Origin of the sequence: Agrobacterium sp. SOY23 (genome assembly GCF_027212525.1) — a bacterium.
Lineage (GTDB): Bacteria > Pseudomonadota > Alphaproteobacteria > Rhizobiales > Rhizobiaceae > Agrobacterium > Agrobacterium tumefaciens_I.
This window is the reverse complement of record NZ_JAPWDT010000003.1, coordinates 131070-150247: the sequence shown is the minus strand read 5'-3', so window position 1 is coordinate 150247 and position 19178 is coordinate 131070. Positions and strand designations below refer to the sequence as shown.

Here is a 19178-nt window from a genome sequence, read left to right as displayed (position 1 = left end):
GAGCAACCATAATGGTCGACTATCGCTATCTCGGACGCAGCGCGTTGAAGGTTTCGCCGCTGAGCCTCGGCACGATGATGTTCGGAGGCCCGACGCCGGATGACGTGGCCTTCCGCATCATCGACAAGGCGCGCGAGCAGGGCATCAACTTCATCGATACGGCCGATGTCTATCACGACGGCAAGTCGGAAGAAGTCGTCGGTCGCGGCATCAAGGCCAGCCGCGATCACTGGGTTCTGGCCACGAAATTCGTCAATTCCCATACCAAGGGGCCGAACCTTGGCGGCCATTCCCGCAAATGGGTGATCGAGACGGTCGAAAATTCGCTGCGCCGCCTCAACACTGACTATATCGACATCCTCTATTTCCACCGCGCCGTCTTCGATGCGCCGCTGGAAGAACCGGTGCGCGCCATTGCCGATCTCATCCGCGCCGGCAAGCTGCGCTATTTCGGCGTGTCGAATTTCCGTGGCTGGCGCATCGCCGAAATTTCGCATCTGGCCGACCAGCTAGGCATCGACCGGCCCGTTGCCAGCCAGCCGCTTTACAACATCGTCAACCGCACGGCCGAAGCTGAGCAGCTGCCGGCGGCCAACCATTATGGCCTTGGTGTCGTGTCCTATTCGCCGCTCGCACGCGGCGTGCTGACGGGCAAATATCAGCCGGGCGAACAGCCGGGCGCCGATACCCGCGTCGGCCGTGGCGACAAGCGTGTTCTGGAAACGGAATGGCGTCCGGAATCTGTCGAGATCGCCCAGAAGGTCGCGGCCCATGCCGCTTCGAAGGGCGTTTCGGCAGCGGATTTCGCGCTCGCCTGGGTGCTGAACAACAAGTTCGTCACCGCCGCCATCACCGGCCCGCGCACCGAAGAGCATTGGGACGGATATATCCGCGCGCTCGATGTGAAGATCGATGCAGAGGATGAAGCGCTGGTCGATAGCCTCGTCACGACCGGTCACCCCTCTACACCCGGTTTCAACGATCCGAGCCACCCCGTCGAGGGCCGCGTGCCGCGCAATCTCGAACCCGCACACCGGCCGGCGCTCAAGCCGCGCGCGGTCGCCTGATCATCCAGAAGAACATGCCTGCGGCGCGCCGTGCCGCAGGCCCTCATATCCGCTCAGGGAAAACCGCAATGTCCAATCCGAAACTGCAGACAACCACCACCGACAATTCCGGCGTACCGAGCCGGGACGAGATCCTGGCCCGGGCAAAGGACATTGCGGCTATCGCGGCAAAGGATGCCGCCCGCCGCGAGCGCCAGCGGGAACTGCCCTTCGACATCTTCGCCCTTATCAAGGAGGCAAAGATCGGCACGTTGCGCGTTCCCGAAGCAAAGGGCGGACCGGGCGGCTCGATTTCCGATTATATCGAGGTCCTGATGATCCTCGGCGAAGCCGACAGCAATATTCCGCACGCGCTTCGCAGCCATTTCAATTTCACCGAAAACCTCGCTCTCGCCCCCATTGAGCTGGAGGACCGGCGGCATCTCGAACATGTTCTCGCCGGCAAGCTCTTTGCGGGTGCCAGCACCGAACAGGGCACCAAGCGCCCCGGTGAAATCACCACGCGGCTGAGTGCCGATGGTGACCGCTACCGGCTGAACGGTCGCAAATGGTATGCGACCGGCACCGCCTTTGCCGATTTCGGCACCTTCAGCGCCATTGGCGATGACGAGCAGCCGATCGGCGTGCTCATTCCGCTTGATCGCGCAGGCATCACCATTCTCGACGACTGGGACAGCATGGGCCAGCGCATGACGGCGAGCGGCGGTGTGCTGCTTGAGAATGTCGAGGTGCTGCCGCATGAGCTGACGACCCGCAAGCTCGGTACCCAGATCGGCCGTCACAGTTCTGCGATGCGGCAGTTGCATCTCGCCGCGTCCGCTGCCGGCGCCGTTCAGGGCGCGCTGAATGACGGCGTGGAGTATGTTCTGCGTCAGGCACGCACAACGCTTCACAGCAGCGCCGAAACCGCCAATCAGGACCCCTTCGTGCAGAAAATCCTCGGCGAAATCAGCGCCGGCGCCTTCGCGGTGAAAACCCTGATCCGCGAAGCTGCTCGAACACTCGACCGCACCGCCGCCGCCTTCGCCACCGGCGATGAAGAGGCGATCGAAGCGGCCCTGCTGGAAGGTTCTCTGGCCACCGCCCGAACCCAGATCATCGCTTCACAGCTTTCGCTCACGGTCGCCACCAATCTCTATGAACTCGGCGGCGGCTCGGCGACATCGAGCGACCGGAATTTCGACCGCCACTGGCGCAATATCCGCACGGTCTACAATCACAATCCGCTTGCCCACAAGGCGCGCGTCATCGGTGACTATTACCTGAACGGCACCACGACGCATCTCAGAGAAGGCCGGGTGTTCTGACCGTGTGAAAGATGCAGGCGGCAAAGGAGGAACAGCAATGAGAACGGAATTTGCCGCTCCCGCCGCGAGCCGGGCGGCTTTTCGCCTGCCCACACTTTCCCGGCTGCCGCCGCTGACGGCCCTGCGCGCCTTTGTCGTGGCCGCCCGCCATGCCAGCTTTTCGCGGGCGGCGGAGGAACTACATGTCTCGACCGCCGCCATCGGCCAGCAGGTCCGCATTCTCGAAACCCATCTCGGCCAACCGCTCTTCAGCCGCCAGCGCGGTGAATTGCTGCTGACAGACGCTGGCAGCGCGCTTTATCCCGGTCTTGCCGATGCTTTCGAGACCATGATCGGCAGTCTTTCCGATCTGATGGTTTCGAACGCCCGGCCGCAGCTTAAGGTACTGGCCGAGGGCTGTTTTGCGGCCCGCTGGCTGGCGCCACGGCTGGGCAGCATCGTTCCGGCGCTCGGAGACGTTGAGCTTTCCATCGAATCCCTCGAAAGCGAAACCATCGACCTCACCCATTTCGATGCCGATTGCGCCATCGTTGCAACCCACACGCAAATTCCGGGCTTCATTCACGAGCCGCTTTTCGCCGATACCGTCAGCGCCGTCTGCACTCCGGAATTCGCAGCCCGCCATGCGCTTGCAGGCGAGCCCGCCCAATTGCGGGATCTCGGTTTTACGATGTTGCGCGGCAATGGCCTGGACCCGGCCTTCGAATGGGCAAACTGGCTGCGTGCCTGCCGCATTCCGCTCCGGCTTTCAGCGACAGGCCCGCGTTTTTCACGGCAGACGGCGTTGATAGAAGCAATCTCATCCGGCCACGGCATCGGTCTCGCGCGCCATTCGCTGATTTCGGAAGAACTGAAAAACGGCCGCCTGATCGCTCCCTTTGGCGCACCGCAGCCGACCGCCAGCCGTTACCACCTGCTGACCAGTCCTGACAGGCGGCGGCTGCCGGAAGTCGCATCTCTACTCGCTTTGTTGCGCGAGGATATGCGCTCTCTCGTGGCCGCCGCCTGAACACGCCCGTCCCACCTCAGGCGCGTTCCCTTTGCAACTCTCTGGCCGCGTAGATATTGTCCGGTCGTGGCAGGCCATAATGGTCGCGCAGCGTATCGCCTTCGTAATCCTCACGGAACAGGCCGCGCCGTCTCAGGATCGGCACCACCTCGTCCACGAAGATATCGAACCCGCCGTTCAGCCATGGCGGCATGATGTTGAACCCGTCGGCCGCGCCCTCGCGGAACCAGGTCTCGATCCAGTCTGCCACCTGTTCCGGCGTTCCGGAAATCACCTTGTGGCCACGCCCGCCGGCAAGCCGGTGTAGCAATTGCCGGATCGTCGGGTTTTCCCGGTCGATGACATCGAGGACCAGCTGATGACGGCTGCTATCCGCCTGCGCCCGCGTCGCTTCAACGGCCTCCTGCGGCAGTGGCTGGTCGAGATCGGCCGATGACAGGTCTATGCCGGTGATGCGCTGCAATTGCCCGAGCGAAAAGGCCGGCTGGATGAGATCGTTGAAGGACGCTTCCAGCCTGCGTGCCTCCTCTTCCGTGGAAGCGATGAATGGACTGATGCCCGGCAGGATTTTCACATGGGCGGGATTGCGCCCTGTGGCCGCCACGCGCCGCTTGATATCGGAATAAAAAGACCGCGCACTCTCCAGAGTCTGATGCGCGGTAAAGATCGCCTCGGCATATTGGGCGGCAAAGCCGCGCCCCTCCTCCGAGGAGCCGGCCTGAACATAGACCGGCCGGCCCTGCGGTGAACGCGGCACGTTCAGCGCGCCGCGCACCCGATAAAACTCGCCGTCGTGATTGGCGGGATGGATGCGGTCGGTCTCGGCAAACAGACCGCTTTCCTTGTCTGCGATGATGGCGTCATCTTCCCAGCTATCCCAGAGCTTCGTCACCACATCGACGAATTCGATCGCCTGACGGTAACGGTCGGCATGCGGCGGGTGCTTCTGGAGATTGAAGTTGCCGGCCGCCGCATCGGCCGAAGTCGTGACGATGTTCCAGCCCACCCGGCCGCCGCTGATGTGATCGACGGAAGCGAACAGCCGCGCGAGATTATAAGGCTCGTAATAGGTGGTGGAAGCCGTGGCGATGAAACCGATCTTTTCCGTGACGGCGGCAAGCGCCGCCAGCATGGTGATTGGTTCCAGCCGGTGGCGGGCGGCATAGCGGATATTGGCATCCAGCACCGGTGCGTCGGCAAAGAAGATGGCATCCAGCTTCGCCGCTTCGGCCTTGCGGGCAATATCCTGATACAGCTTTATATCGGTGACGCGATGCGGCTCCGAATCCCGATGCCGCCAGGCTGCCTCATGATGTCCGCCCGGATAAATGAAGGCGTTGAGAACCAGCTTTTCGGATTTTCTGCTCATGGAAATGACCTCTTCTTCGCTCTGACGCGCTTGAACCCGAAAGTGAGGAGGCTCACGCCTCCTTCGTCACCCAGGCCTTGGCGAGATTGCCGCTGAGCCCCTCCGCGCCGGTCGCATAATCCTTGATGCGCACGCTGCCGACGACCGGCTGGATGGGAGAGACGAGATTGATGACGGGAAGATCCTTGGCGACGACGGCCTGAAATTCCTTGAAGAAGGCGGCGCGTTTTTCGATATCCGGCTCCACCGCCGCCGCTTCCAGCAGCCGGTCGACCTCCGGATTTGAATAGTGGCTGGCATTGGAGAAGGGCAGGCCGATCTTGAAGTTCTTGCTCCAGTAGACACGCTGCACACCCGCGGTCGGGTCGAAGGTGTTGGAAAGGGATTCCACCGAAAGGTCCCAGGCACGGTCGGTATAGACCACCTTCACATAGGTGCCGAAATCGAATTTCTGGATATCCGCCTCGATGCCGATCTTCGAAAGCGCCTGCGCGATGAAATCCGAATAGGTCTGCGGATTGAACGGGTTGGTGGTGACGCGGAGCTTGAAGCGCTTACCGCCGTCCTTGCGCGGGAAGCCCGCCTCATCCAGCAATTTTTCCGCCTGCGCGACGTCGAACTTGGCAAAACCGATATCCGCATTGTGGAACTTCGCAAGACCGGGACTGATCGGCGTCGGCGATGGTACGGCATAACCGTAAAGCACGGTATCGATGAGCGCCGGAACATCGATGGCGTGGGCGATGGCCTGCCTGACCTTCAATTCCTTGAGATATTCGTTCTCCAGATTGATCACCAGCTGGTTCTGCTGGCCGGCATAGGCATAGATGCGGTCATCCACCTTCAGTGTGGGGATGGATTTCAGCCGTTCCAGATCGGCAAGAGCGACCGGGTTGGGGCCAATGTCGCCTTCGCTGGTTTCCAGCGCGGCCGCACGGGCGCCCGCATCGTTGATGAGGCGGATGATGACGCGGTCGAGATAAGGGCGCGGCGCGTCCCAGTAATCCGCATTTTTCTCCAGCAGGATATGGCTACCGGGCACCCATTCCTTCAGCACGAAGGGGCCGCTGCCGATGATCTGGGCGGGTTTGGGATTATCGGTCGGCTTGAAGGTCTCGAAAATGTGTTTTGGCACAACAGGCGATTCCGAGGAGGCCAGCGCAGTGATAAGGCCCGGCGCGGGTTTGGAGAGCTTCACCTTCGCGACCAGCAGATCGGAGGTATCGACACTCTCGACATTCGCGAACGTCGCCCGGCCGCGCGGATGGGCCTCCTTCAGCCGCAGGATCGAAAACTCCACATCCGCCGATGTCACCGGTTTGCCGTCATGGAATTTCGCATTCGGCTGCAGATGGAAGACATATTCCAGCCCGTCGGCCGAAACGCTCCATTCTTTCGCAAGGCTCGACTTGGGTGAAAGCTCGTAATCATAGGTCAAAAGCCCATCGTAAATCTTCGAACCAATGAACTGCGGGCCGCCAGCACTGGTGTTGATGGCCACGAGCTGCGTCGGTTCGGGGAAATAAACGATCTTGAGCGTGCCGCCCGAGACGGGTTCTTCGGCAGCGGCAAAAGAACCGCCCGGCAGCGCCACGAAAGCGCCGGCGGCGAGGGCAATTTTATGAAACTGGCGTCTGGAACGGGTCATGTCTGTCTCCGAAAAAATCCGATGTGCGGGTGCGGCAGCTCAATGCAGCTGCGGGAACCCGTGGCGCTCGGCGAGGATTTGCAAAATGCGTTGGGTGTCCTGAATGAAGTGGGTGTCGCCTTGGGTTGCCGCATCGGCGGGCGCATCGCTGGCAAAGATGAAGAGCGGCAGCGACTGGTTTTCCTCCCCCACGGCGGCAATGACCGCCTCACGCGGGCGCTGAAAACTGACACGGTGAACATCAATACCGGCGGCAAGATCCGGAAAGGCGGCGAGCAGGCCTTCGATCTGGTTACAATGCGGGCAGACGAACCGGACACCGGGGTGCTTGGGGTCCTCAAAACCGGGGGCGATCAAAAAAAGCGTATCCTTGGCCATGGCATCCATCATTTGCAGGTGAGATTTCCAGCTCACAGTGCAGGCGGCCAAAGCGTGGGTCCAGAAAGCAATTCTTGCTTTGAAGCGAAGAAATGCTTTGCGTTAAATTATTGATGAAACTGAATTTTTCAGAATTCAGCCAACAGGGACCACTGTTCTGAGCGACTTGTCTCACGAGCAATGTTTTTCCCGAAAACGAGCTTGGCGCGCGAAGGCACAAAACGGGCTGGCGGCCGTTTCAACAATAAAAAAACCGGCAGAATTGCCGGTTTTGTGTTGGTTCTGGCGGAGCTCTCCTCCGTCATGCCGGCTTTGAGCCGGCATCCAGCCACGGCGCGTCTGCACCGTGAAAAAAGTCGCTCGCGATCAAGTCCTTGATCGCACTGGACCCCGGATCTAGTCCGGGGTGACGGGGGCGTAAATTACACCGCTTTGCCAAATACTCACTCGCTTTTCCACGCCGTCGCCAGATCACCATAGGCAATATCGATAGTCGTCACGAGGGACTTCAAACTGGTGTTGCGCAGGATAACGGTCGGCAAAGCGACGATCGAGAAATTCGGCAGGTCATCGCCGACGACTTTCTGGATTTCGTGGAACTGCCCTGCCCGTTTCTTTTCATCCACCTCGATGGCAGCCGCACGGAAAAGATCGTCAACTTTCGGATTGTTGTAATGCGCGGCGTTGACATAGGGGGCCGGGTTTTTGATACCATCGGACCAATAGAGGCGCTGTACGCCTGCCGTCGGATCGAACAGCCGGCTGATGCCGTTCACCGTCAGGTCAAAACCACGCTCCGTATAGACGCGCTTGATGAAGGTGGCGAGATCGCCTTCGACGATATCCACCTTCACGCCGAGCTTGCCGAAGGAAGAGCGCAGATATTCAGCGGTCTTGCGGAAGACATCGGATGGCAGAAAGGCCAGTCGCAGCGAAAAACGGGTGCCATCGGCGCCTTTCGGATAACCGGCCTTGTCCAGAAGTTCGTCCGCCTTGGCGAGATCGAAGGGATAGGTGAATGACTTTTCGTCATTATAGGCGGTGAAGACCGCTGGAATGTTCGAGCCGGCGGGTTTGGCCGTGCCGAAGAAGATGGCGTCGTTGATGAAATCCCGGTCGATGGCATGGGCCAGCGCATGGCGGACCTCTTTCTTCGCCAGGATCGGGTTCTCCAGATTGAACTCGAATATCGCGGCATTGTTGAGATAGGCGTCGGTATAGACCTCCACCGCGAGCTTCGGATTTTGCCGGAGACGCTCCAGATCGCTGTAGGAAACATCGGCGGTATAATCCGCCTCCCCCGTTTCAACCGAAATGGTGGTGGAGGCCGCGTCCGCAACAAAGCGCGCCACGAAACCGTCGAGATAGGGCAGATCGGCCTGCCAGTAATTGGGGTTCTTCTTCAGCTTCACATAGCTGCCGCGTTTCCATTCCTCGAAGACGAAGGGGCCGGTGCCGATGGGGGCGTTGCCGTTCGGGCTCTCATTGAAGTTCTCCGAAGGATAGGCGTGGGCCGGCAGGATCGGTGTCTCGCCGCCGGTCAGCGCCCGCAGAAGATAGGGTGCGGGCTTGGAAAGCACCACCACCGCCGTCAATGGATCGGGCGTTTCGATATCGGCGATATTGGCGAAAGTGATGCGCCCGCGCGGGCCGGCCTTCTTAAAGGCGAGCAGCGAAAATTTCACGTCCTGCGAGGTGAAATCCTTGCCGTCGTGCCATTTAACACCCTTGCGCAGTCTGAATGTGTGGCGCAGCCCGTCGGCAGAGGTCTCCCAGCTTTCAGCGAGAACCGGATGCGGTTTGAACTCGCTGTCGAACCGCACCAGCCCTTCGAGGATTTTCGTGGAAATGGCACGGGTGCGCGTGTTGGAGTCTGAAAGCGGCACCAGCGTCGTCGGTTCGCCAAGACCCGCAAGGGTGACGATGCCGCCCTTCTTGGGCGTTTCCGATGCCAGAGCGGGCATTGACGGCAACAGCATGGCCCCGGCCAGGGCAGCACTCAAAAGCAATGTCTTACGTCTTGTAATATCCATGGATGTTTCCCTTTGCGAATTTGTTTTCAAATACTCAGGCAGCCTTCAGCCGGGTTTCCACCAGACGGGCAAACAGGGTTGCGCCAACCGGAAGGATGGCGTCGTCAACGATAAAACCGGGATTATGGGCCGGAACGGTGCCGGAATGGCCGAGCGTGAAAAATGCGCCGGGCGCATGTTTCAGGAGATCGGCGAAATCCTCGCTGCCCATGAAGCGGCCGGGCTCAGTGGAAACGCGCTCGTCTCCGAGAACCTCGCGCGCTACTCCGGCAACGATATCCACCGATGCATCATCGTTGGTCAGAACCGAGAATATGTCGCGAATATCCACCTCGGCGGTCAGGCCATGGGCGGCGGCAATGTGATCGGAAATCGTGCGGATGCGCTCCCGGATGGTTTCACGCACGCTGTCGGAAAAGGCCCGCACTGTTCCGGCAATCGCAGCCGTTTCCGGGATGACGTTATAGGCAGATCCCGCCTCAATGCGGGTGATCGACAGCACGGCGGGATCGGTTGGTAACACGTTGCGGCTGACGATGGTCTGCAAGGCCTGGATGAGTTCCCCCGTCGCCGGCACCGGGTCGCGCGAGACATCCGGATGGGCGGCGTGTGCGCCCCGGCCCTTCAGCCGGACATCGAAGAAATCCGCCCCCGCCAGAATGGTGCCGGGCGAAACCTTCAGATGATTGGGCGCGGCGTGGGTGGAATTGTGCAGCCCATAAATCTCGTCAACCGGAAAATCCCTGAACAGCCCGTCGGCAATCATGGCGCGCGCGCCGCCGAGACCTTCCTCGGCCGGCTGGAAAATGAACACCACCGTACCGGCAAAATCACGGGTTTCGGCCAGATAACGGGCGGTGCCGAGCAGGATGGTGGTGTGCACATCATGCCCACAGCCATGGAATTTGCCAGGATAGACCGACGCATAGGGCAACCCGGTCTCCTCGGGCATCGGCAGGGCATCCATATCGGCCCGCAGCCCGATGGAGCGATTGCCCGCATGTCGGCCGTGCAGCACGCCGACCACACCGGTCTTGCCGTAACCGCGATGCACCTCGATGCCCCAGGAGGCGAGTTTTTCGGCGACGATGCCGGACGTGCGCACTTCCTCGAAACCGATTTCCGGATGCTGGTGCAGATCGTGGCGGATGGAGACGAGTTCGGGAACATAGGTCCCGATCCGGTCGATGATTTGAGGTGCTGGTGTTTTGACGGGATCGACGGCGATATTCACGGTATCTCCTCAAGGCAAAGAACATCGTTTTCGCAATCGGGCGATTGCGAAGGGCGGGTTTCGGGGCTGGAAAATGCGGCAGGAAAGGCGTCAGAGCCTCAGGCCCGCCTCCTTCATCAAGGGTAGAATGCGTTCGGCGAAATAATCGAGGTCTTCGCGGAAATCGTAGAAATTCAGCTGCACGCCATCGATGCCGGCCTTCTTCAAACCGACAAGCTGCTCAACCACCTGTTCCGGTGAGCCGATGATTTCGATATTGCCGCCAAGATTGCGCCCCTGCTTGTGACGCGCATCACCGCGGCCGCGCCAGGCATGGGCGTCGCTGTCGTAATTATTGGTGGCGAAAGCGCGCGTGCCGGGCTGCGGTTTTCCAGCCTCGATGGCATCGGCATAAGCGATCGCTTCCTTCTCCGTATCGCGGCTGACGATGATCGGGTTGATGAGCGTCTTCACCTGCCGGCCATAGGCCTTGGCGCGGTTCTTGATGGTGGCGATATGATCGGGCAGCGTTTCCAGCGCGCTGTCTATATGCGCGCCGCCGGGCGAGGTGACAAAAACCAGATCGGAATGGCGGGCGGCGAAATCGATACCGGCGGGCGAACCGGTCGCCGTCACCAGCGGCGGGCGGCCAAAGGCGGGCTTGGGCGTGATCCAGCCATTGTTGATCGCCCACGGGTTGAGCTTGCCCTCATAGGAAAAATTCTCAGTCTCGCCCCAAAGGCGGTGAAGCACATCGAACAATTCCCCGGCCATATCGTAACGCTTGTCATGATCGATCCGCTGCCAGCCGAACATTTCATGCTCGATGGCGCGGTGGCCGGTGACGATGTTGATGCCCCAGCGCCCCTTGGCGATATGGTCCAGCGTCGCGCCATATTTGGCGAGATGCAAAGGGTGCAGGGGCCCATAAAGCACATGGATGGTGGAGATCAGCAGAATGCTCTTCGTAACCGCCGCCATCGCGCCAAGCGCGATGAAACTGTCGAGAGAGGATTCCCCGTCATAACCGCCCTTGGGCAGCCACTGTGTACGGCTGAAGGCGATTTCGAAACCAAGCTCCTCCGCACGCTTCACGAGTTCAACATTGTAATCAAAGGTCCAGCTATTGCTGGTCGGCAGGCTGGAAAAATTGATATCCTGCAGATTGAGGAACAGGCCCAGCATCAACGGCTGTCTTGCCGCCCGGCTGAGCGGGCTTTCCGCGAAATCGGCAGGGCCTCGCAGCTCGAGCCCATCGGGCAAAGCAACGGTCAGCGCCATGTCTTTTCTCCTTCGGAATGATCGCCCTGCGGGGCGGCGGCCAACCGGGCGCGCAGATAATTCTCCACGCTGCGGGGCGGGCGGCCGATAATCTGTTGAACAGCACCTGTGGTGGACGCCGCGAGACCTTCGCCGATCAGCTGCCCGAATTCGGCGATGGCCTTCTGTTCGAACGCGCCGATATGCGCCGGAAAGGTCGAAGCAACCTTGTGCGAAACTCCGACCGGGCGATGCAGGATACGGGCCGCGATGCGGGCGATTTCCAGCACCGCCAGAGCTTCGCCGCCGGTCAGCACCAAGGGACCGGCAGGCGGCGCGCCGGCAGTCAGCGCCTGAACCGCGACATCGGCGATATCATCGGCATCGAGGAAGGAGACGGCGGCATTTCCGAAACGGGCGGGCACATCCTCGCCGTTGCGCAAGGCGGCAACAACGGGCTCCAGCGCCACCTGCATCCAGGCATTCGGTCGTAGCACGGTATGGGCTATGCCGCTTTCCGCCAGATGCTTTTCCACCGCGGCATGGGCGGCACCCGAGATCGAGCGTACCGCATTTTTAATGGTCCAGTCTGAGCCGGATATTTTCACGAGCCGCGAAACACCGGCGGAGAGAGCCGCGTCAATAACCGCATTCTGGTCCGCCGCCAGCGTTTCGCCGATGGGGGAAAGCAGGAAGACCCTGTCTATACCGCGTGAGGCCTCTTTCAGGCTCGCCGGATCGGAGAAATTTCCCTCGGCAATATCGACCCTGTCGCCCCAGAGCTTCAGCGCATCCTCGCGCCTGCGGGTCAGTACCCGAACCTTTGCCTGTTTCTGCAAAAGACGGTTGACGACACGCTGACCAAGCTTGCCGGTTGCGCCCGTTACGAGAATGGTGGTTGTCATGGCACCCTCACTTTCCCGCATCGTCTTGTGCGGCATCTTGCAATGAAGAAAGGGCGCGTGGATCGGCCCAGTCCCGCACATCGAAATCTTCGGGGATGAATTTCCATTCCAGCAGGAAATCCTTGAAATGGCTGAGCGCATCCAGCTCGGCCGGATCGAGGTCGAGCCTCAGATTGCGGTGCACATCCGCGCCATTGGCGGCAAGAACCGCCTCCTCGCTGACGCCAATTTCACGCGCGATGAAACGCACGGCTTCCGCCGGATTGTCATTCGCCCATCGGGCAACCCGCTGGACCGTGGCCACCAGTTCAGCAACCAGATCGGGCCGCTCATCGGCAAAGGTGGCGTCCACCGTCAAGGGACGCGGCGTGCCATTATTAATGCGGATTTTCGGATCGGGGTGAAACCCCGTCGACACAACGACCTGCGCACCGATCAGGTTGGCGACCGTCACACCTTCCGCACCCTTGACGAAAAACGCATCGATCTGCCCCCGGTGCAGTGCTGCAATTTCCTCGCCATAGGGAAGTCGCCGGCGCAGACCATGGAACCGCTCGTCCTTCGGGCCAAGCAGCACCGGCTCTCTTGCCGTCAGATCGACAAGCTCGACATCTGTAACGGAGAGGCCCGAGACGGTGAGCGCCGACACGATGCCCTTGAGCGATGTCGCCCGCTGGAAATCGATGGTTTCATTCGGCCGTTTCGGCAGGCCGATGCGCCGCCCCTTCAGATCGCCGCCCTTGCTTATGCCGCTTGCGGGCAGCGCTATGACCGCCTGAAACTCATCGGTCCTCGTCAGCCCCACCAGCCGCGTTTGCCGGCCACCGGATTTCGCCCAGATGGGGGGAATATTGCCGCCCTGGCGGAACGACCAGTCCAGCCGGTGATCGAAATGGCTTTGCCTGATGGCCGGATCGGCGGAATCACGAATGGAGGAAACGGAAATACCATGGCCGGCGAAACGCTCCTCTATCCAGCCGAGCTGCACCGCGACGGAAAGCGGCGTCGGCGCCGGGCAGCGTGTGTACCACAGGGTTACCGGTTGGGTTACCTGGCGAAGGGCAGCATCGGCCATAGTGTTCGTCCTCGAAATTGCGATCTGGACGGCACGCTACACGCCATAGGATATTTTCTATAGATAAAGTGTACTATTTGAGACGCGATTGAGGAAATTCGTTTCCATCCAGCTATCGCCTGAGCGTGGTGACGGAATTTCCTTTCGAGAACTGCGGGATTTTGGGTCGGATCGTCACCCTCAATTCTTATCGCCTCCTCCATTCGGCTGCGCATCGCACTGAAAGTTTTTCTTCTCCGGACAGCAAGGATTTTTAACTCGCGACCGCAACCCCGGCTGTTAGGTTTTCGGACAATTGCACCGGCCGCAGGCCGGAGATCCCACGCGGACCGAAAAGAAAAGTAGAAGCATGAGCAAGACCAGACGCCGGCTCAATCTCAATGTCGGAATCAACACGACGGGATATCTTCCCAATGCCTGGAAATACAGGAGCGGAGACCGGCACGATATCAATGATATCGGCTATTACCGGCGGCTGACGGAACTGGCCCACAAGGGCCGGTTCGACGCTGTTTTCCTGTCCGATCACCCCGCACTGCTGACCGATCCGGCCAGCCGTCCGTTTCACACCATCGATCCGCTCATCCTCTCCACGTCGCTTGCGGCGCAGGTGCCGGATATCGGTTTTGTGGCGACGGTGTCTTCCACCTATAATTCGCCCTATAATTTTGCGCGACGGACGCAATCCATCGACGTGGTCACGGGCGGCCGGCTGATCGTCAACATCGTCTCCTCCTTCAATCCCAATGTCGCGGCCAATTTCGGCAACGACCCGCTGCCGCCGCGCAGCGAAAGATACGCCAAGGCCACCGAATTTCTCGATGTCGCGAAAAAGCTCTGGTCGAGCTGGGATCTGCGCCGGGAGGGCGAGGTGCCGGAAAACCGTTTCTGGGATGCGGCGACGGCCGAAACCATCGACCATGAAGGAGAGTATTTTCACGTCAAAGGCCCGCTCAACGTTCCGCGCGGGCCGCAGGGACATCCCGTCATCGCGCAGGCAGGCGCATCCGAAGGCGGCATTGATCTCGCCGCGCGCCATGGCGAGATCATCTATTGCAACATCCTCTCCCGCCCGGCAGGTCAGGCCTTCGGCAAAAAGGTGCGTGACCGCGCCGTCTCTTTCGGTCGCGATCCCTCCGGCATCCGCATCGTTCCCGGCCTTGTCGTCATTCTCGGAGAGACCCGCGAAGAAGCGCTGCGCAAACATGAACTCTACAGCGGAACCAGCTCGGAAGACGGCCTTCTGGCGCGTTTCGCCAAAGAGAATGGCATCGATCCGCGCGATTTCGACCCCGATGCGAAACTCGAAGGCGAACGCTTCATTCCCGACCAGAACCGGCAATGGGCGGTTGGCATGGGGCTCGGCCTTTCCGAGCTGCTGACCCATGAAAAGCTCACGGCCCGCGAGGCGGTGCGCCGCTCGGAGGGGCACCACCGGCTGCTGCTTGGCACACCGGAAGAAGTGGCGGATGGTATCATCGATCTCTGGCAGGATGGCACGGTGGATGGCTACACCCTGCAGCCACCGCGCGCGCCCGACGATATTGCCGAATTTGTCGAAAAGGTCGTGCCGGTACTGCAGGATCGCGGCGTTTATCCACGTGAATACGAAGGCGCGACGATCCGCGACCGTTATGGTCTGCCTTATCCCGATTGAACCGCAGATATGACGCAATTGAAGGGCAGCGAATCCCTCCCCCGCAATTTCCCACTACATATGGGAGTAACGGGCGTCAGGCATATTATTGACCCGTCGCCGCTTTCCAAGGGTACGCCCCGTTCCAGATGATGCTGGCGAACCCAGGCGCTATGATAACCCCCCGCCTCCCCGGTTTCGAAAAGCTGCCGGGTCTCCTCCATTCCCCGTTCAGGGTCGTCATCGTGATAATTGCCGGGAACCAGAAAGGTGAGCGGCTGTCCTCCTGTGTGGCCCGGCATGGCCTCTTATAGTGCCGGCGATTGTTGAAAGATCGTTGCGCAGCTCATTCCGCGACGGTTGACATTGTTCATGCGCCTCCTCTCCCTTGATGTGAAGCCGCCCCTCGCCCGGCCAAGGACGCACGCTCCCAACAAGGACGTCATATCGCGTTCCGAGCAAATACCCTTGATTTCTCCACTAAACATGTAATACAGATTATCATACATGTTGACAAATAGTGCAAACATGTATGACATTGCAGCAACCATGAATGCTGCGACATCCGCATGAGGGAGAAATTATGATCATCACCGACGTTGAGGTCCGTGTTTTCCGCACGACGACCCGTCGGCACTCGGACAGTGCCGGGCACGCGCATCCGGGGCCGGCGCATCAGGTGGAACAGGCCATGCTGACCATTCGCACCGAAGATGGGCAGGAAGGTCACTCCTTCACCGCACCGGAGATCGTTCGCCCGCATGTGATCGAGAAATTCGTCAAGAAGGTCCTGATCGGCGAGGACCATCGGGACCGGGAACGCCTGTGGCAGGACCTTGCCCACTGGCAGCGCGGTTCAGCCGCGCAATTGACGGATCGCACGCTGGCGGTGGTGGATTGCGCGCTGTGGGACCTTGCCGGACGCTCGCTGAATCAACCTGTATACAAGTTGATCGGCGGTTACCGCGACAAGGTGCTGGCCTATGGCTCCATCATGTGCGGCGACGAGCTGGAAGGTGGGCTGGCGACGCCTGAAGATTACGGCCGCTTTGCCGAAACGCTCGTGAAGCGTGGTTACAAGGGCATCAAGCTGCACACCTGGATGCCGCCGGTCAGCTGGGCGCCGGACGTGAAGATGGACCTCAAGGCCTGCGCGGCTGTGCGTGAAGCGGTCGGCCCCGATATTCGTCTGATGATCGACGCCTTCCACTGGTATTCCCGCACCGATGCATTGGCGCTGGGGCGTGGCCTCGAAAAACTCGGTTTCGACTGGATCGAAGAGCCGATGGATGAACAATCACTGTCCTCCTACAAATGGCTTTCTGACAATCTCGATATTCCCGTCGTCGGCCCGGAAAGTGCGGCCGGCAAACATTGGCACCGTGCCGAATGGATCAAGGCCGGTGCCTGCGATATTCTACGCACCGGCGTCAATGATGTCGGCGGCATCACCCCGGCGTTGAAGACCATGCATCTGGCCGAAGCCTTCGGCATGGAGTGCGAAGTGCATGGCAATACCGCCATGAACCTGCATGTGGTTGCCGCCACCAAAAATTGCCGCTGGTATGAGCGCGGGCTCTTGCACCCCTTCCTCGAATATGATGACGGCCACGATTATCTGAAGTCGCTGTCCGACCCGATGGATCGCGACGGTTTCGTCCATGTTCCTGATCGGCCGGGTCTTGGCGAGGACATCGATTTTACCTTCATCGACAACAACCGGGTGAGGTAACGGGCGATGAAAACGGTGCTCGCCTTCGGAGACAGCCTCACCTGGGGTGCCGACCCGGCCACGGGTCTGAGGCACCCGGTCGAGCATCGCTGGCCGGAAGTGCTGGAGGCCGAGCTTGCCGGAAAGGCAAAGGTCCACCCCGAAGGGCTCGGCGGGCGCACCACCTGTTACGACGACCATGCCGGCCCCGCCTGCCGCAATGGCGCACGGGCGCTTGAAATCGCGCTGTCCTGCCACATGCCGCTCGATCTCGTCATCGTCATGCTCGGCACCAACGATATCAAACCGGTGCATGGCGGGCGCGCGGAAGCCGCGGTTTCCGGCATGCGGCGGCTGGCGCAGATTGTCGAAACCTTCATCTACAAACCGCGAGAGGCAGTGCCGAAGCTGCTGATCGTCGCGCCGCCGCCCTGCGTTGTTGGTCCTGGCGGAGAACCGGCGGGCGGGCGGGATATCGGGCAATCGCTCAGGCTTGCGCCGCTTTACCGCAAACTCGCGGCAGAACTCGGGCATGCCTTTTTCGATGCCGGATCGATCGCCAGCGCCTCACCGGTGGATGGCGTGCATCTGGATGCGCCGGCAACGGCGGCAATCGGCCGGGCGCTTACAGCACCGGTCAGAGACATTCTTGGCTGATCACGCGCAGCCTGAGGAGGAACCAGGCGCGTGGATCAAAACGTGGAAAGGCCGTATGAAGCGGCCCTATTGGGAGGAAAGATGAAACATTTTCTTGCAACCGCAGCGCTTGGCGCGCTGCTGATCGGCGCCATGCCGCTCAGCAGCTTCGCGGAAACGCCGAAGGACCAGCTCATCGTCGCCACGACCATGAGCAACATCCTGACCCTCGATCCCGCCGCCATCACCGGCCGCGAGACCGTGCAGGTTCTGAACAACGTCTATGACACGCTGGTTGTGCTTTCACCGAAAGATCGCAGCGTCCAGCCGCGCCTTGCCGAACGCTGGGAGATCGCAGAGGACCGGAAATCGATCCGCTTCCATCTGCGCGGTGATGCCAAATTTGCTTCTGGCAATCCCGTGACGGCAAAGGATGTGGCGTGGACCCTGAAGCGCCTGCTTGCCCGCAATCTGGCGCAATCGTCTTTCCTGAAAACCCGTGGTTTCAAGCTGGAAGAGGCCGACAAGCTCTTCGTCGCCGAAAATGATCAGACCTTCGTGCTGAATATTCCAAAGCCCGATGACCCCAACCTGCTGCTGATGATCCTTGCGCAGAACGGCCCTGGCTCGATCATCGACAGCAAGACCGCGCTTGAGAATGAAAAAGACGGCGATCTGGGCGGCGCATGGCTGACGCTGAATTCCGCCGGCTCCGGCCCCTTCAAGCTGACACAATGGAAGTCCAACGAATATATCATCCTCACCCGCAATGACGACTATTGGGGTGAGAAGGCCAAGATGAAACGCATCCTGATGCGCCATCTGCCGGAATCGCAATCGCAGCGCCTGATGCTGGAAAAGGGCGATATCGATGTTGCCTATTCCCTGCAGGCGCCGGACCTGAAATCGCTTGAGGCCGACAAGGCCGTCACCATTGAATCCACCCCCGGCTCCGGTTTTTATTACCTCAGCGTTTCGATGAAGGACGAGAAATTCGCGAACAAGAAGGTGCGCGAGGCGCTGCGTTACCTGATCGACTACGAAGGTCTCGACAAGGCGGTCATGCCCTATTACGGCAAGCTGCATCAGCGCTCCCTCAGCACGGGCGTGATGGGATCGTTGCCGGATCAGGGCTACAAGCTCGATGTGGCTAAAGCCAAGGCGCTTCTGGCTGAGGCCGGTTATCCCAACGGCTTCAAGACGACGCTGCGCGTGCTTTCGGAAGACCCCTTCATGAAGGCGGCAACGGCGATCCAGAACACGCTGGCGCAGGCCGGTATTCAGGCCGAACTGATCAGCGGCTCCGGCGACCAGATTTACGGCGCGATGCGCGAGCGGAACTTCGAACTGCTGCTCGGCCGCGGCGGCGGCGGCCAGCAGCCGCATCCGGACAACAACCTGCGTTCCATCGCCTATAATCCCAATAATGCTGATGACGCCAAGCTCACCAATTACCAGAGCTGGCGCACCAGTTTCTTCGATGAAAAGCTGAACAAGATGATCGAGGCAGCGCTGGTAGAGCGCGACGTGGCGAAACAGACGAAGCTTTATGAGGACTTGCAGGGCTATATGGACGAGATCGTCATGTCGATCCAGCCCTTCTCCGAAGTCATCGATACGGCCGCCTTCCGCAGCGATATCAAGGGCATGATCGTCAGCCCCTGGCTTTCGCGATTTGAAGAGGTGAGCAAGGAGCGGTGATGCATCCCGTATCCCGTCATCCTCGGGCTTGACCCGAGGATCCATGGCTTCAACCGCTTATGGATCCTCGCCTCAAGGGCGAGGATGACGGCGGGGGAAGCGAATATGGTAGTGGAATTTCGTCTGTAATCCCTGAGGCGCGGCTAACCCCGCGCCTTTTCTTTTTCTACCAACGCTCGGCATCATCACAAAAAAATGCCCGGCAGGGAGGCCGGGCAAGCAAGGAGGAT

General features: G+C 60.3%; 15 protein-coding genes. 7 read left to right on the top strand and 8 right to left on the bottom strand.

Annotated elements, in window-relative coordinates:
- Positions 1 to 11 precede the first annotated feature (11 nt).
- From O3S81_RS09595 to O3S81_RS09585, 3 genes are all read left to right on the top strand, one after another.
- Positions 12 to 1067: an aldo/keto reductase gene (locus O3S81_RS09595; protein WP_003524705.1), complete on the top strand. Its 1056-nt coding sequence runs from the start codon at positions 12 to 14 to the stop codon at positions 1065 to 1067.
- Positions 1068 to 1135: 68 nt separating this feature from the next.
- Positions 1136 to 2374: an acyl-CoA dehydrogenase family protein gene (locus O3S81_RS09590; protein ID WP_269342684.1), complete on the top strand. Its 1239-nt coding sequence runs from the start codon at positions 1136 to 1138 to the stop codon at positions 2372 to 2374.
- Positions 2375 to 2411: 37 nt separating this feature from the next.
- A complete protein-coding gene (locus O3S81_RS09585) occupies positions 2412 to 3383 on the top strand; it encodes a LysR substrate-binding domain-containing protein (protein WP_269342682.1) in 972 nt (323 codons plus the stop codon).
- A gap of 16 nt (positions 3384 to 3399) precedes the next feature.
- Here O3S81_RS09585 and O3S81_RS09580 read toward each other — a convergent pair whose 3' ends face one another.
- The 8 genes from O3S81_RS09580 to O3S81_RS09545 all read right to left on the bottom strand — a co-directional run bounded on the left by O3S81_RS09580 (position 3400) and on the right by O3S81_RS09545 (position 13264).
- Complete coding sequence (locus O3S81_RS09580) at positions 3400 to 4752, bottom strand: LLM class flavin-dependent oxidoreductase (protein ID WP_269342680.1); 1353 nt, start codon at positions 4750 to 4752, stop codon at positions 3400 to 3402.
- A 52-nt stretch (positions 4753 to 4804) separates the two neighbouring features.
- A complete protein-coding gene (locus O3S81_RS09575) occupies positions 4805 to 6400 on the bottom strand; it encodes an ABC transporter substrate-binding protein (RefSeq protein ID WP_269342678.1) in 1596 nt (531 codons plus the stop codon).
- A 39-nt stretch (positions 6401 to 6439) separates the two neighbouring features.
- The gene (locus O3S81_RS09570) at positions 6440 to 6790 is read right to left on the bottom strand and encodes a DUF3088 domain-containing protein (protein ID WP_269343496.1); all 351 of its coding nucleotides are present in this window, start codon (positions 6788 to 6790) and stop codon (positions 6440 to 6442) included.
- Positions 6791 to 7221: 431 nt separating this feature from the next.
- Positions 7222 to 8811 (bottom strand): ABC transporter substrate-binding protein, encoded by a 1590-nt coding sequence (locus O3S81_RS09565; protein WP_269342677.1) that lies wholly within the window; start codon positions 8809 to 8811, stop codon positions 7222 to 7224.
- 34 nt (positions 8812 to 8845) lie between these two features.
- On the bottom strand, positions 8846 to 10045 hold the full coding sequence (locus O3S81_RS09560; RefSeq protein WP_269342674.1) for a M20 aminoacylase family protein: 1200 nt from the start codon (positions 10043 to 10045) through the stop codon (positions 8846 to 8848).
- 90 nt (positions 10046 to 10135) lie between these two features.
- Positions 10136 to 11305, bottom strand: a complete 1170-nt coding sequence (locus tag O3S81_RS09555) for an LLM class flavin-dependent oxidoreductase (RefSeq protein WP_269342672.1) — start codon at positions 11303 to 11305, stop codon at positions 10136 to 10138.
- Positions 11296 to 12189, bottom strand: a complete 894-nt coding sequence (locus tag O3S81_RS09550) for an NmrA family NAD(P)-binding protein (protein WP_269342671.1) — start codon at positions 12187 to 12189, stop codon at positions 11296 to 11298. The genes O3S81_RS09555 and O3S81_RS09550 overlap by 10 nt, the downstream gene beginning before the upstream one ends.
- Positions 12190 to 12196: 7 nt before the next feature.
- Positions 12197 to 13264, bottom strand: a complete 1068-nt coding sequence (locus O3S81_RS09545; RefSeq protein ID WP_269342670.1) for an ABC transporter substrate-binding protein — start codon at positions 13262 to 13264, stop codon at positions 12197 to 12199.
- Positions 13265 to 13613: 349 nt separating this feature from the next.
- Here O3S81_RS09545 and O3S81_RS09540 point away from each other — a divergent pair, with 349 nt between their 5' ends.
- The 4 genes from O3S81_RS09540 to O3S81_RS09525 all read left to right on the top strand — a co-directional run bounded on the left by O3S81_RS09540 (position 13614) and on the right by O3S81_RS09525 (position 18948).
- A complete protein-coding gene (locus tag O3S81_RS09540) occupies positions 13614 to 14921 on the top strand; it encodes an NtaA/DmoA family FMN-dependent monooxygenase (protein ID WP_269342669.1) in 1308 nt (435 codons plus the stop codon).
- Positions 14922 to 15483: 562 nt separating this feature from the next.
- Entirely contained in the window at positions 15484 to 16632 is a 1149-nt protein-coding gene (locus tag O3S81_RS09535) for a mandelate racemase family protein (protein WP_035221218.1), read from the top strand.
- A 6-nt stretch (positions 16633 to 16638) separates the two neighbouring features.
- Complete coding sequence (locus O3S81_RS09530) at positions 16639 to 17268, top strand: SGNH/GDSL hydrolase family protein (protein WP_269342665.1); 630 nt, start codon at positions 16639 to 16641, stop codon at positions 17266 to 17268.
- 81 nt (positions 17269 to 17349) lie between these two features.
- Positions 17350 to 18948, top strand: coding sequence for an ABC transporter substrate-binding protein (locus O3S81_RS09525; RefSeq protein ID WP_269342663.1), 1599 nt, complete (start codon positions 17350 to 17352; stop codon positions 18946 to 18948).
- Positions 18949 to 19178: the final 230 nt, after the last annotated feature.

What these genes read in the sequence shown, in the direction of transcription:
- O3S81_RS09595 (WP_003524705.1), top strand. Translation starts at nt 12, where the DNA reads ATGGTCGACTATCGCTATCTCGGACGCAGCGCGTTGAAGGTTTCGCCG.
- O3S81_RS09590 (WP_269342684.1), top strand. Translation starts at nt 1,136, where the DNA reads ATGTCCAATCCGAAACTGCAGACAACCACCACCGACAATTCCGGCGTA.
- O3S81_RS09585 (WP_269342682.1), top strand. Translation starts at nt 2,412, where the DNA reads ATGAGAACGGAATTTGCCGCTCCCGCCGCGAGCCGGGCGGCTTTTCGC.
- O3S81_RS09580 (WP_269342680.1), bottom strand. Translation starts at nt 4,752, where the DNA reads ATGAGCAGAAAATCCGAAAAGCTGGTTCTCAACGCCTTCATTTATCCG.
- O3S81_RS09575 (WP_269342678.1), bottom strand. Translation starts at nt 6,400, where the DNA reads ATGACCCGTTCCAGACGCCAGTTTCATAAAATTGCCCTCGCCGCCGGC.
- O3S81_RS09570 (WP_269343496.1), bottom strand. Translation starts at nt 6,790, where the DNA reads ATGATGGATGCCATGGCCAAGGATACGCTTTTTTTGATCGCCCCCGGT.
- O3S81_RS09565 (WP_269342677.1), bottom strand. Translation starts at nt 8,811, where the DNA reads ATGGATATTACAAGACGTAAGACATTGCTTTTGAGTGCTGCCCTGGCC.
- O3S81_RS09555 (WP_269342672.1), bottom strand. Translation starts at nt 11,305, where the DNA reads ATGGCGCTGACCGTTGCTTTGCCCGATGGGCTCGAGCTGCGAGGCCCT.
- O3S81_RS09550 (WP_269342671.1), bottom strand. Translation starts at nt 12,189, where the DNA reads ATGACAACCACCATTCTCGTAACGGGCGCAACCGGCAAGCTTGGTCAG.
- O3S81_RS09545 (WP_269342670.1), bottom strand. Translation starts at nt 13,264, where the DNA reads ATGGCCGATGCTGCCCTTCGCCAGGTAACCCAACCGGTAACCCTGTGG.
- O3S81_RS09540 (WP_269342669.1), top strand. Translation starts at nt 13,614, where the DNA reads ATGAGCAAGACCAGACGCCGGCTCAATCTCAATGTCGGAATCAACACG.
- O3S81_RS09535 (WP_035221218.1), top strand. Translation starts at nt 15,484, where the DNA reads ATGATCATCACCGACGTTGAGGTCCGTGTTTTCCGCACGACGACCCGT.
- O3S81_RS09530 (WP_269342665.1), top strand. Translation starts at nt 16,639, where the DNA reads ATGAAAACGGTGCTCGCCTTCGGAGACAGCCTCACCTGGGGTGCCGAC.
- O3S81_RS09525 (WP_269342663.1), top strand. Translation starts at nt 17,350, where the DNA reads ATGAAACATTTTCTTGCAACCGCAGCGCTTGGCGCGCTGCTGATCGGC.